This is a genomic window from Bacillus cereus group sp. BfR-BA-01381 (genome assembly GCF_022663555.1).
In the GTDB taxonomy this organism is placed as follows: Bacteria; Bacillota; Bacilli; order Bacillales; family Bacillaceae_G; genus Bacillus_A; species Bacillus_A pacificus.
This window is the reverse complement of the sequence record NZ_JAKUFR010000051.1, coordinates 1-11,928: the sequence shown is the minus strand read 5'-3', so window position 1 is coordinate 11,928 and position 11,928 is coordinate 1. Positions and strand designations below refer to the sequence as shown.

Here is an 11,928-nt window from a genome sequence, read left to right as displayed (position 1 = left end):
CCTTTTATAATAGAAAAAAAGCTTGGCAAGCGCCAAGCTTTCTCCTTATAATTCTTTACCTTCTACTGGTAGTACGTTTTTCACCGCTTCTACCACTTTCTCATCTTCTGTATCAGATAAGAAGATTGATATAGCACCTTTATCGTCGCTCGTACGAATTAAACGGCCAATCCCTTGACGAAGACGTAAAATCATATATGGTACATCTACATCCCAGAATGGGTCATTTACGTGTTTACGCTTCGCTTCAAACACAGGATCGTTTGGAGGGAATGGTAATGACCAAATAATAACATGTGATAATGATGAACCAGGAATATCTAAACCTTCCCATAAATGAACGGCACAAAGTACAGTCTCTTCTTCATTTTGGAAACGAGAAACGAGCTGACTAATTTCTTGGTCCCCTTCATATAGGAATGGAACTGACATTTGTTCTTTACTTACATACTCTTTAAACGCTGCAAGTTCTTGCGTTGTACGGAATAATACAAGTGTACGTCCATTTGTTTTTTGTATATTTTCAAGTGTATATTGACACTTTCTTTCCCATTCGTTTTCTTTCGTATGAGATAGTAAGTTTACTGCCATTTGCTCTTCGTAATCAAACGGTGAGGCAACTGAGAATGATAAGTAATCTTTTACCCCTAGGCTATTTGCTGTAAATGCGAATGAATCGTTGTTAGATAATGTAGCAGAAGAGAAAATATACGGAATTTTCTTCGAGAATACTTTCTCTTGTAATACTTCTTCAACTGCACGCGGCATAATTACTAACGTGAAGGCTCCATCACCTTCTTCACCCCATGTAATTACATTTTTCTCGTGCATAAATAGACGCAGCGAGTGCTCTAATACATCTAAATGTTCATCAACGATATTTAAATCATACGTGTTTACTGTATGCATTTCACTTTCAAATACTAATGCATCACCAACTTCACCAATTTTCGCATAAAGTCGCTTCGCTTCGGCAGTTACTTTTTCTGTCACAGTAATCTCTAAACGATCAGAACCGGCAATTTCCTTTTTATTCTCTTGTAACACATCAAAGAATCGCTCTGTTTGCCAAATTGTTTCTTCTACTAAATGTGCAAACTCCTCGCGAATATCATTTTGTAATAATCTCGTTAAAAGTTGCTCCATCATCGTTTGCTTTAAACGATATGTTAAAGCTTTTTGAGCTGCATATTCTACAAGATGTCCTTCATCGAATACAACGCAACTACTTTCTGGTAATAATGGAATTTGTCCTTCACGCTTACGAGCATCGTACGTCCAAATATGATCCATATAGAAATCTTGAGAACAAATAATTAAATCTGCTGCTTTACGATAATGTTCACGTGATAGAGTTTGTCCGCAACGATGACGAGAATCACAAGTGAAACAATCTTGGAAGTAATCCCAATTTACTTTTGACCATTCCTCGTCATTTAAAAGCGGAAATTCTTTTCGGTCACCATAGTGAGTAAAGTTTTGCATCGTACCGTGGTCAAATACAAACTGCGGTAATTCGTAGTATACATCTTCAATTACTTCTGGAGCTCGTCCACTCATAACATCTTCAAGTTTACGTAAACATAAATAATTATCCATCGATTTCGCAAGTCTTACATCTACCGATAAGCCTAATGCCTCAGATAATTTAGCAATGTCCCCTTCTTCTTTCACAAGCTGCTCAATTAATGTTTCATCTGCACAAGCGATAATCGCTGGCTTTCCAGTATAACGTGCATAACAAATTGCATATAGAAGATATACAATTGTTTTCCCGGTTCCTACACCCGCTTCTGCGAACATTACTTTCTTTTCTTGGAAAGCACGCTCTAATTGAAACGCCATAAAAATTTGTTCATCACGCTCTTCAAAGCCTTTTTCCGGAAGGATGTCGTAAAACACATCTCCAATCCACTCATTCAACTTATCATAAAAATTGTCTTGTTTCCCTACTTCAAATGGTAATCTCTTCTCAGTAAACATCCTTAGCCTCCAACCAAAAAGTTTTTCTATAAAAGATATAGCAACTGCTACTCATATGTGCGCAGCCACTTTCCCCTGTTGCAATACATAGAAATACACGAAAAAAAATTTTCCTTTCGAAAAAGGAAAATTTTCTTCTATATTAATGACTTTAAATACCGTTTATCAATCGCTGTTTCATGTGAAAGAGCTGACAAATATTCTTCTTGTGCTTTTTGTATTTCATCTACAATCGTACCTTGGCTATCCACTTCTTTTCCGAGCTCATCATACGTACGGTGAATAGCTTTTTGAATCATTGATAATTGGAAACTATCCATATCAGTTCCTCCTTTACGCATTACATAATAGCCAGTATATGCGCGCTAAAGGAGTTTTATACTATGAATTACGAGGTGGACGTTTTCCGAAGTATTGGTAGTAATCTGTACGGATAAATCCATTAAACAGTTTACGTTTCTTCGATGCATCTTTTCCGTAGCACTTCTCAAATGCTTCGTAACTTGTTAATACATACGCCGACCACGTGTCTAATGGACGGAATACTTGTCCCATTTCTTTATACAGTTGTTCAACAAGTGCTTTTTCACTTAAACGTTCTCCGTATGGAGGATTCGTTACAACATAGCCATAATCCTCTTTTGTTGTGAAATCTTTTACCTGCATTTGTTTAAATGTAATTAAATCGCCTAAACCTACTTCTTCTGCATTATCTTGAGCAACACGGATCATACGATGATCAATATCTGATCCAATGATTTGCAATGGTTGATCATAGTTCGCTAAATCTTCAGCTTCTTGACGAGCTTCACGCCAGTTTTGTTTACCAACCCAGCCCCATTCATCCGATGCAAAACCACGGTTAAATCCTGGTGCAATATTTTGTCCAATTAATGCTGCTTCAATCGGAATTGTACCTGATCCGCAGAAAGGATCCACGAAAGGACGATCCGGCTTCCAATTTGTTAATTTAATTAAAGACGCAGCTAATGTTTCTTTTAAAGGAGCTTCCCCTTGATCCACACGGTATCCACGTTTATGAAGCCCAACACCGCTCGCATCAATTGTTAGTGTTGCGATATCTTTTAACATTGCAATCTCAATACGGAATAACGGGCCATCTTCTTCAAACCAAGTTGTACGTTTATATGTTGTTTTTAATTTTTCAACGACAGCCTTTTTAACGATACGCTGGCAATCCGAAACACTAAATAACTCAGATTTTAAAGATTTACCGATAACAGGGAACTCACCGTTCTCTGGAATATAATCTCCCCAGTTTAATGCTTTTGTTTTCTCAAACAGCTCATCAAATGTTGTCGCTTTAAATTCGCCAACTTTAATTTTCACACGGTCTGCAGTACGTAACCATAAATTCGTGCGACAAATCGCCTTTTCATCTGCTTCAAATGTTACTTTGCTGTTTTCTACTTGGCATTCATAACCTAGATCACGAACTTCTCGGGCAACTAAAGCTTCAATACCCATTGCCGCTGTTGCGATTAAAGTAACTTTTCCCATTTGCATTCACCTCTTATGTATATTCAAACAATAATTAATAGCCATTTCTCCTATTAATTATTACATTTTACGAAGAATTTTCTCATTAACCATTTTAACTCATAATTTATGACTTCATACAAATAAAAAGCCCTCCTCTAACAAAGGAGAGCTGAGTTATTTCATAGTTGGTTCATAACGTTCTGTAAGCCATGTTCTGTTCCTTTGTACTGCAAACGGCCCACGCCTCGTACTCCGGTGGCAATCATCTATCTACAGGTTATACAACCTGTCCTTTCCCATCGTTCATTTCCTTGGAAAAGATTCCCCTACCATTATTTGGGTTTCTCGCTCGTGGGGTTTACCTCGTTCCACTCCTATCATTTCTTCAAGGACTTCGTCACTGTGGCACTTTAAAGGTAGTCAAACCATATCCGAAAGGACTTAGGTTTTTTCCCTGCCGTTAAACCAGCCTTACAGCCAGAATACCCTAGCTTATGAATTGGCTAGGCACGAACACTACAGCCATCTCAGGCCGTGCGAGCATGGACTTTCCTCTACAACGTTGGCGTTGCAGCGATTACCCAAACGTTATGACATCCATTAGTATAGTGGAAACAAAAAGATTTTGCAATGTTTTTTTCTATGTAAAATGCTTTAACCTTTTTATCACCAGAAATTATTCGTATAACTTGCTTCCAAATACAGCTTTTTCTAAATTCGATAGACGTTTTAAAATGTCTGTATTCGTGTTGTTATATACTGGTTGCGCAACTGGTGTTTGTACAGGTTGTTGTGGAACTTGCGTTGCTGCTAGCTTTTGCTCTTCTAATTCACGCTTTAAACGAGCATTTTGTTGCTTTAATTGCTCAAATTCCTTGTGAAAAGCTTCATAATCTTTAATGATCATATCAAGAAACTTGTCTACTTCTTCTTGTTGATAACCTCTCATACCTGTTTTAAATTCTTTTTCTAAAATATCTTTCGCTGTTAATTTAATTTTATCCGAAATCATTTTCTTCACCTCAAATTTTTGCCAAAACTTTCATTAACTAAATTTTTTCAGAAACAATGCTTTTTGTCAATCATATATACGAGTACTATATTACATATTACTCAGCATTATTCCACTGTTCCTCTTCTATTATATCTTGTAAATCGGAAAAAAGAATGAAATAACTGTGATAATTTTCTATTTCTCCTTTTTTCTTTGCTGCTTCTACAATATATTTAGGACTCCCTGGTTTTTCTTCATCATATACAGCTAAAAGCGCATCACTTTTTTCAATAAAAAATTGATTTTTTAATTTAAATTGCTCTGGGCTTTCGTACTTACGTTTCGTGATACTATCAACATGGTCTGCTTGAGAGAGAATAAACTCGTAATATTCACGGTTATCTTCCTTCCAACCCTCTTCTTGTTCTAAAAATGGAGTAAATACCGCTAATTTTAAATCTGGATATTCTACTTGTATTTCAAAAACAACTTCAGCAGCCCATAATTCTACACCTAACTGGCCACTTATTATAACCCACTCTAAACCATCTTCTACAAAAGCAGTTAATTTACGACGCAACGCCTTTTTTATACATTCTACTCCTGGATGATCATTTTTAAATATTCCAAGTTCAAATGGCTTATATCCTGTTACTGCAATAACTTTCATATCAACACTCCAATTACAAAAAAAGAACTAGCATTTCGCTAGTTCTAACATATCATTTACTTTTTAAATATTCCACCAACGTTTGGTCCAATATTTGGTCCAACTGGTGATACATTGTTTGGTAAAAATGGTGATACATTAGGTCCTGGTCCAAACGGTGATACATTCGGCCCTGGTCCAAATGGAGATATTTGATGACCGTGGTGATGATGTCCATGACCACACGGTCCACATCCGCCGAACCCTGGATCGATTGGGTCTACAACATTTACATTTGAGTTTGTTTGTGGGAAGAAGTTTTGGTTTTTAATTTGTTGATGGTGTACATGTGTTGTATGCGTTGGGAAAATGTGTGGCACCACCGTTGTTGAAAAAGAATGTGTTACGCATTGTTTCGTCGGATGAATGACAGGAGCAGTCGTACAAATAGGTCCTGTAGGCTTATGCCCTCCAAAGCAAGGATGACAATGATGCATAGTTTTTTCTCTCCTCTCTCATAAAGAAAATCTGATTACACTTTACAATATGAGAAAAGAGGTTAAGCCGCTTGTTATATATACCCATTTATTCTAAGGAAATTTGTCTAGTCCTTTATTTCGTATACAATGTTTTTATAGCCAACCCTCCAAAATTACTTACCAAAAAAACCTCCCACTTGCTTTACAATGCCTGTTACTTGATTCATCGCATTCATCATTTGTCCAGCTGTATTCATCATTTTATTTACATCATAGTTACCATCTGAATTTTTAAATTGGGAAACGAAACTAGAAAATTGACTTGGTTGTTGCTGTTGCTTTTGTTTATTTTGCGTCGGATACGGTTGTTTTGGTGGATAGAACATCGCTTGTTGATTATAGGGAGATGGCGGTGGCATATAGTATTGTGAATTCATATAAGGTTGCGGTTGTTGATCCATATAAGGCTGCGGTTGTTGGTTCATATAAGGTTGCTGCGGTTGATTCATAAACGACACTTCAAATGGCTGGTAATAATTTTGATTTCCATAATGAGGCTCGAAAGGATACATATTATAACGTAAATATGTATCCGGATTATATTGGTACATATTTTGCTGTGTATATGGATTAGATTGCTGATATACGTTAGATTGTTGAAACATGCATTCTCTCCTCCTTCACATAAGTTTCTACATATATAATATGTACTTGTAAAATAATTTGTGTGACGGAGTATCTGTCTATTTTTGTCGGAAGTTTAAATTTTTAAAAAATTAAAAAAGAAAACCCTTCCATGCTATGATAGTGAAGAAGAAGATTCTCATGGGGGAGGAATCAACATGGTATTAGGGGATTTAAAACAAGCGTTTTCTCAAAAAAAGGGGTATTACACAGAGAATGTAAATGAATTGTTAGACTTTGCGAGACATTGGTATCTCGAAGGAAAAATATGTATTTCAGATTACCGAACATTAATAAAAGAATTAGAAATAAACGGTGCAACAAAACCTACAACAATGACAGAAGCATAAAAAACAAGAGGGTTTCCCCTCTTGTTACTTACATTGCTCAATTATATTTTGCAAAGTATACGAAATGGCTTGATGCGTTTCAAAGAATCGCTTACCTTTTCCTTTATTTACAAAGCATTGCAACACATTTGTTTGTAAATTATCGTATACTTGATCAATTTGCTGTACATGTATATACTTCGGTTTTTCTTCCTTAATCCATTTATAAGCCAATTCTTTCCACACTGCTAATTCTTCATCTACCATATTTACAAACGGTTTCATATCCTTATAAAAATCGTATTCAACCATTTCTCTTTTTTTCACATTTGCTTCATTATTATACTGCATAAGTTTTTCCGAAGACTGTACTAACGCTTCATACACCATTTTATTCCCACCTTATTATGCACTCACTACGACGTTTTGAAATGCCTTCACCCAATTCCCTTTTTCTTCGTGATGCACTAATTTATTTTCCATATGCTCAATATGCATTTCTGTTATTTCTATCTTGTTGCATATTTTTTCACTCTTATCCTTTAATGCATGATTCATTCTAATCCCTATATTCATTTCCAGCAAATCGAGAGAACTTAACATTTGATCCATCGTTTTCATTACATCTTCCTTCTGAACCATCGCCATATACAAAACGCCTCCTTCTTTGCTTTTCCTTTGTCATGTAATTTCGCCGAATGATTCTTCACTCCTGCCCACATGACAAAACTAGTTGTTATTCGTCAAAGAAATCATTTTGTATGTCATTTATAGAAATGGTAACAATACAAAAAGGAGGTGCATGAAAATGACAAAGAACAAAAACGAAAAAAAGAAAAAACAAAACAAACAAAATAAACCCGAAACTGGTAATCCAAAGTTAGATGGTCCAAACTTCCCTGCTACATAAAGTGAAACTTTAATCATTGGGGTGCCCCCAATGATTATTAGTTGAACCAATCGGGCATTTACGGGCAGTTGATCCCCACCTAAATTCTTTGCTTTCGCTGAATTTAGGTGGGGTCTTACTGCCCGGTAAATAGCGGGGGAAAGTGAAACTTCCTTAATCTCTTATATTCATTACGTTTTGAGATTAAATGTTTAGCACGCATAGCAGGGTTACTTCACATTAAGAAGTCCCGTCTTCATAAATGAAGACGGGACTTCTTTTTTATTATATCATGAACTCATCTATCCTTTTAACAAAACGATTTACGGTAGAAGCAATATAGATTTGCTCCCTCTTTCTTTTATACCATTCTGTTATATCAACTTCACCCTTATACTCTTCTGGCAAAAATAGTTCATTTATTTCCGTATCTCTACAAAACCAATCTCTCATACTTATTTCAGCATGTGCAACAGCAGGATAAACTTCTCTAAGAGCTGGTGTACAAGATTTTCTAGCTTCTCTTACATAACATTCATAATCTGCTCTTGATCCTGTGTGTATCGTTTGCAATGCAAACCTATGGAATAAACTTTTATACTTCCGATGAAATAGTAACGCTGCTAATTTCTTCCCTAGTTCTATACGCTTCTGTAACGTTTCAAATTGATAAACTGAAAAACCATACATCTTCCCTTCAACGGTTGGGAATATAACGGCACTAATATGAAGCATTTCTTGTAATTTAAAAAGTGCTGTATGGAATACATGTTTTTTAAAATATGCATTCTCAATAACTGGTTTTTGAATTTTATTTTGTTCATTTATAATAAGCGCTGTCATAAGTCTATTTATATCTTTTTTCTCCCAAAAATATATCCATTCTTTTTCCATAAAAATGGATACGTTAAAATATTGTAACAAATGGAATAGTGGCACCTGCCTCCTCTTACTTTCTTCATATAACAACAGCTGAGGAAATACATCTAAAAAAATAATCCAATTCGCTTCTTCATAAGTCAAAAACAAATGTTTTTTTACTGTTTGAGGTAAAACAGTAGCATAATACCTCCCTTGTAAATCAGTCATATTCCATCCTGCATTTCTCGAGACCATACTCGCTAAAAAAGCCCACCTAATTTCACTATTTCTTACATAATATTCTTGATAACACTGCGTTCGAGAAATGTTGTCCATATTAGCTATTTCTATTTCCCTCTTCATGTTGTAAACCATTGTTTTTTCTTCCTCTGTACAGACCGTATTTTTACGATATTGTTTAATTTTTTCATAATCATTCCATGTAAACATGAATAAGTCATCATACCTTTCTTCAAAAAGGTCACATCTTTTTTCATTTTTTGTTATAATCACCTTTGTAAGTAATTCTTAGCAAGTTGGGAGTGGACACACTATGACCATTCGTTACCCAAACGGAAAACGGTACAATCAAGCTTCACAACCTCATAAAACACCAATTAAAAAACATACTTATAGTAACAGAGGTATGTCCCTTGAAGAGGAATTGAATGAAACAAATGAATATTACTTAACCCATAATATTGCATGTGTACATAAAAAACCTACACCTCTTCAAATTGTAAAAGTAGATTACCCCGCTCGAAGTGCTGCAGTGGTAAAAGAAGCGTATTTTAAACAACCTTCTACAACAGATTACAACGGTGTATATAAAGGGAAATACATCGATTTTGAAGCGAAAGAAACAAAAAATAAAACGAGTTTTCCACTTCAAAACTTCCACCTTCATCAAATTGAGCATATGAAGCAAGTAATCGCTCATAATGGAATTGCATTTGTTATTATTAAATTTACACTTTTTGATGAACTTTATTTATTAGATGCAAAACATATTATTGCATTTTGGAATCGTCAAAATACAGGTGGAAGAAAATCGATTACGAAAGAAGAAATAGAAGAGCATGGATCTTTATTATCATGCGGTTATCACCCTCGGATTGATTATATCCGTGTACTAGACACGGTTTATTTTTCGTGATAGAGTCATCACTAAGGCTCTTTTTTCGACTTTTGGGGAGAGAATGAAAGGTAGGAGAAAGTATAATGTCAGATAATTATCGTTCTCGTACAGAACGAAATCATGTAAAAAATCAAAAGCAAGAAACAAATACAGAGAAAAAACCAAAGAAAAAAGGCTCCTTTTTTAAAAAATTCCTTATAGGTTGTCTACTTCTTGGTATCGTTGGTCTTGTAGCTGGCGTTTCCGTTTTCTTTGTTATGGTGAAGGACGCTCCAAAATTAGACAAATCAAAACTTGTCAATCCTTTATCAACAAAGTTTCTTGATAAAGATGGGAACTTTTTCTATGAATACGGTGCTGAAAAACGAACACACGTTACGTATGATCAAATTCCAAAAGTAGTTGAAAATGCATTCCTTGCAACTGAGGACTCACGTTTCTATGATCATAATGGAATTGATTTTAAACGAACTACAAAAGCAGTTATGGAAAATGTCACTGGAGGTTTCGGATCTCAAGGTGGTAGTACGATTACACAACAAGTAGTCAAAAACTATTTTCTAACGATGGACAAAACTGCAAAGAGAAAAGTACAAGAATGGTACCTATCTTACAAATTAGAGCAACAATACTCTAAACATGAGATTTTAGAAATGTACTTAAATAAGATTAATTTAGGTAACCGTTCATATGGTATTGCGACAGCAGCGCAAAAATATTATGGTAAAGATTTAAAAGACTTGCAATTACATGAAGCTGCTATGCTCGCTGGTTTACCCCAAGGTCCAAACATTTATGATCCAACCAAAAAGGAAAATGTTGAACGAGCAACAAATCGTCGTAATGTCGTATTGTCATTAATGAATCGACATGGTTATATAACAAAAGAAGAAATGAATAACGCAGTTAAAACCCCAGTAACAGAGGGTCTTCAACCGTCTTCCGAAATAACTGAGATGAAGTATCAAGCATTTTTAGATGCGGTTGTAAAAGAAGTTGAAAAAGAATATCCTGATGTAAATATTGGTTCAGATGGTTTGACGATTCATACAACACTTGATCAAGATGCTCAAGATTATGCTGAAAAAATTATGGATGGCAATCTTATTAAGTATCCGAACGATCAATTCCAAGGATCATTCGTATTTATGGATACACAATCTGGAGAAGTTCGTGCAATTGGAGCTGGGCGTAAAGAAAGTAAGTCTACTTTCAAAGGTCATAATATGGCCACTGATTTAAAACGCCAAGTCGGTTCAACAATGAAACCAATTTTCGACTACGGACCAGCAATTGAAAATTTACAATGGTCTACATACCATCAATTAAATGACTCAGAGTATACGTATTCCAATGGTAAAAAAATACGAAATGCAACAAACAGTTACAAAGGTGACGTTTCACTACGTGAAGCTTTGAAAAAGTCATTAAACATCCCAGCTTTAAAAACAGCCCAAGCGGTTGGTCTTCCTAAGTCACAAGCGTTTGCTGAAGGTTTAGGTATGACATTTAAAGACGGCAAAACATTTGAATCAACAGCAATTGGTAGTAACGATAGTTCACCATTACAAGTAGCAGGTGCATATGCAGCCTTTGGTAATGGTGGGAACTACAATAAACCGCACTTCGTAAAAGAAGTTATCTTCCCAGATGGGAAAAAGAAAAGTTTTAAACCGAAAGAGCAACGTGCGATGCAAGACTACACAGCTTACATGGTTACTGACGTTCTTCGTGACGTAGTAAGACCTGGTTCTGGCGGTACTGGTCCAACAGCATACGTTTCAGGTGTTGATGTTGCCGGTAAAACAGGAACACAAAACTTTGATGAAGACGTTATAAAAAAATATGGTATACCAGCTGATGCAAACAGAGATAGCTGGTTCGCCGGATATACACCGCAATATACAATGGCAGTATGGACTGGTTACGAAAAAAATGGCCCAGAAAACTACATTAGTGATCGTTATACTAGAATTGCACAGCAAATGTTCCAAGTAATGATGAGTAAATTCGCTACAGATAAAACTCGTTTCGAACGCCCTTCTTCTGTACAAGAATTAAATGGTGAATTGTACGTAAAAGGCGCTAAAAAAGATGCAGTGAAACAAATTAAAGTAGATGCACCTAGTGGTCTTAATGTCACTTTTGATGGCGCTAGCACAGTTACACTAAACTGGTCTGGACCAGCAGAAGTTGATGCGTATGCCGCAAGCTATAAAGCGACTGACGGTTCAAGTGGTAGTTTATCAATAAATGGTACGACAGCTACTCTTGGTGGTATTAAACCAGGCGTTACTTACAGCTTCTCTGTGGTAGCGAAAAAAGGTACTGGAACAAGCCCAGCAGTTGGAGCATCCTTCACTGCGCCTGGCGGAACTCCAGATGCGAAGAAAACTGAAGAAGAAGCTAAGAAAAAAGC

At 35.9% G+C, this 11,928-nt stretch carries 14 protein-coding genes and 1 other RNA gene; 4 read left to right on the top strand and 11 right to left on the bottom strand.

Going from position 1 to position 11,928, the window contains the following annotated elements:
• Window positions 1-45: 45 nt before the first annotated feature.
• The 8 genes from MR079_RS17550 to MR079_RS17515 all read right to left on the bottom strand — a co-directional run bounded on the left by MR079_RS17550 (window position 46) and on the right by MR079_RS17515 (window position 6,273).
• Window positions 46-1,983 carry an ATP-dependent DNA helicase gene (locus MR079_RS17550; RefSeq protein ID WP_000493699.1) on the bottom strand — a complete coding sequence of 646 codons (1,938 nt, stop codon included), beginning with the start codon at window positions 1,981-1,983 and terminating at the stop codon, window positions 46-48.
• A 137-nt stretch (window positions 1,984-2,120) separates the two neighbouring features.
• Window positions 2,121-2,303: a DUF3921 family protein gene (locus tag MR079_RS17545; RefSeq protein WP_076873277.1), complete on the bottom strand. Its 183-nt coding sequence runs from the start codon at window positions 2,301-2,303 to the stop codon at window positions 2,121-2,123.
• Window positions 2,304-2,364: 61 nt separating this feature from the next.
• Window positions 2,365-3,504: a THUMP domain-containing class I SAM-dependent RNA methyltransferase gene (locus tag MR079_RS17540; protein WP_000521234.1), complete on the bottom strand. Its 1,140-nt coding sequence runs from the start codon at window positions 3,502-3,504 to the stop codon at window positions 2,365-2,367.
• 180 nt (window positions 3,505-3,684) lie between these two features.
• An RNA gene (gene rnpB / locus MR079_RS17535) (RNase P RNA component class B) lies at window positions 3,685-4,075 on the bottom strand.
• An 87-nt stretch (window positions 4,076-4,162) separates the two neighbouring features.
• Window positions 4,163-4,498, bottom strand: a complete 336-nt coding sequence (gene gpsB, locus MR079_RS17530; protein WP_000622429.1) for a cell division regulator GpsB — start codon at window positions 4,496-4,498, stop codon at window positions 4,163-4,165.
• Window positions 4,499-4,595: 97 nt separating this feature from the next.
• Window positions 4,596-5,150 carry an SLOG family protein gene (locus tag MR079_RS17525; protein ID WP_000862921.1) on the bottom strand — a complete coding sequence of 185 codons (555 nt, stop codon included), beginning with the start codon at window positions 5,148-5,150 and terminating at the stop codon, window positions 4,596-4,598.
• Between the two features lie 56 nt (window positions 5,151-5,206).
• On the bottom strand, window positions 5,207-5,626 hold the full coding sequence (locus MR079_RS17520; protein WP_000546263.1) for a CotD family spore coat protein: 420 nt from the start codon (window positions 5,624-5,626) through the stop codon (window positions 5,207-5,209).
• A gap of 155 nt (window positions 5,627-5,781) precedes the next feature.
• On the bottom strand, window positions 5,782-6,273 hold the full coding sequence (locus MR079_RS17515; protein ID WP_139868037.1) for a YppG family protein: 492 nt from the start codon (window positions 6,271-6,273) through the stop codon (window positions 5,782-5,784).
• A 177-nt stretch (window positions 6,274-6,450) separates the two neighbouring features.
• Here MR079_RS17515 and MR079_RS17510 point away from each other — a divergent pair, with 177 nt between their 5' ends.
• A complete protein-coding gene (locus tag MR079_RS17510; RefSeq protein WP_000242661.1) occupies window positions 6,451-6,642 on the top strand; it encodes a YppF family protein in 192 nt (63 codons plus the stop codon).
• Between the two features lie 24 nt (window positions 6,643-6,666).
• Here MR079_RS17510 and MR079_RS17505 read toward each other — a convergent pair whose 3' ends face one another.
• Both MR079_RS17505 and MR079_RS17500 read right to left on the bottom strand, forming a co-directional pair.
• On the bottom strand, window positions 6,667-7,011 hold the full coding sequence (locus tag MR079_RS17505; protein ID WP_098670494.1) for a YppE family protein: 345 nt from the start codon (window positions 7,009-7,011) through the stop codon (window positions 6,667-6,669).
• A 15-nt stretch (window positions 7,012-7,026) separates the two neighbouring features.
• Window positions 7,027-7,269 carry a hypothetical protein gene (locus tag MR079_RS17500; RefSeq protein WP_001252039.1) on the bottom strand — a complete coding sequence of 81 codons (243 nt, stop codon included), beginning with the start codon at window positions 7,267-7,269 and terminating at the stop codon, window positions 7,027-7,029.
• A gap of 85 nt (window positions 7,270-7,354) precedes the next feature.
• On the opposite strand from MR079_RS17500, the gene MR079_RS17495 reads away from it, so the two are divergent.
• Window positions 7,355-7,531 (top strand): hypothetical protein, encoded by a 177-nt coding sequence (locus MR079_RS17495; protein ID WP_002020884.1) that lies wholly within the window; start codon window positions 7,355-7,357, stop codon window positions 7,529-7,531.
• Between the two features lie 264 nt (window positions 7,532-7,795).
• Here MR079_RS17495 and MR079_RS17490 read toward each other — a convergent pair whose 3' ends face one another.
• Window positions 7,796-8,821 (bottom strand): DUF2515 domain-containing protein, encoded by a 1,026-nt coding sequence (locus tag MR079_RS17490; RefSeq protein ID WP_139868039.1) that lies wholly within the window; start codon window positions 8,819-8,821, stop codon window positions 7,796-7,798.
• 103 nt (window positions 8,822-8,924) lie between these two features.
• Between MR079_RS17490 and recU the strand changes: the two genes are divergently transcribed.
• The gene (gene recU / locus MR079_RS17485) at window positions 8,925-9,527 is read left to right on the top strand and encodes a Holliday junction resolvase RecU (RefSeq protein ID WP_000155592.1); all 603 of its coding nucleotides are present in this window, start codon (window positions 8,925-8,927) and stop codon (window positions 9,525-9,527) included.
• Window positions 9,528-9,592: 65 nt separating this feature from the next.
• A partial coding sequence (locus tag MR079_RS17480; protein ID WP_242294365.1) for a PBP1A family penicillin-binding protein occupies window positions 9,593-11,928 on the top strand: 2,336 nt, incomplete at its 3' end.

Bases quoted from the DNA above. Each gene is read 5' to 3' on its own strand.
- MR079_RS17550 (WP_000493699.1), bottom strand. From the start codon at position 1,983: ATGTTTACTGAGAAGAGATTACCATTTGAAGTAGGGAAACAAGACAAT.
- MR079_RS17545 (WP_076873277.1), bottom strand. From the start codon at position 2,303: ATGGATAGTTTCCAATTATCAATGATTCAAAAAGCTATTCACCGTACG.
- MR079_RS17540 (WP_000521234.1), bottom strand. From the start codon at position 3,504: ATGGGAAAAGTTACTTTAATCGCAACAGCGGCAATGGGTATTGAAGCT.
- gpsB (WP_000622429.1), bottom strand. From the start codon at position 4,498: ATGATTTCGGATAAAATTAAATTAACAGCGAAAGATATTTTAGAAAAA.
- MR079_RS17525 (WP_000862921.1), bottom strand. From the start codon at position 5,150: ATGAAAGTTATTGCAGTAACAGGATATAAGCCATTTGAACTTGGAATA.
- MR079_RS17520 (WP_000546263.1), bottom strand. From the start codon at position 5,626: ATGCATCATTGTCATCCTTGCTTTGGAGGGCATAAGCCTACAGGACCT.
- MR079_RS17515 (WP_139868037.1), bottom strand. From the start codon at position 6,273: ATGTTTCAACAATCTAACGTATATCAGCAATCTAATCCATATACACAG.
- MR079_RS17510 (WP_000242661.1), top strand. From the start codon at position 6,451: ATGGTATTAGGGGATTTAAAACAAGCGTTTTCTCAAAAAAAGGGGTAT.
- MR079_RS17505 (WP_098670494.1), bottom strand. From the start codon at position 7,011: ATGGTGTATGAAGCGTTAGTACAGTCTTCGGAAAAACTTATGCAGTAT.
- MR079_RS17500 (WP_001252039.1), bottom strand. From the start codon at position 7,269: ATGGCGATGGTTCAGAAGGAAGATGTAATGAAAACGATGGATCAAATG.
- MR079_RS17490 (WP_139868039.1), bottom strand. From the start codon at position 8,821: ATGTTTACATGGAATGATTATGAAAAAATTAAACAATATCGTAAAAAT.
- recU (WP_000155592.1), top strand. From the start codon at position 8,925: ATGACCATTCGTTACCCAAACGGAAAACGGTACAATCAAGCTTCACAA.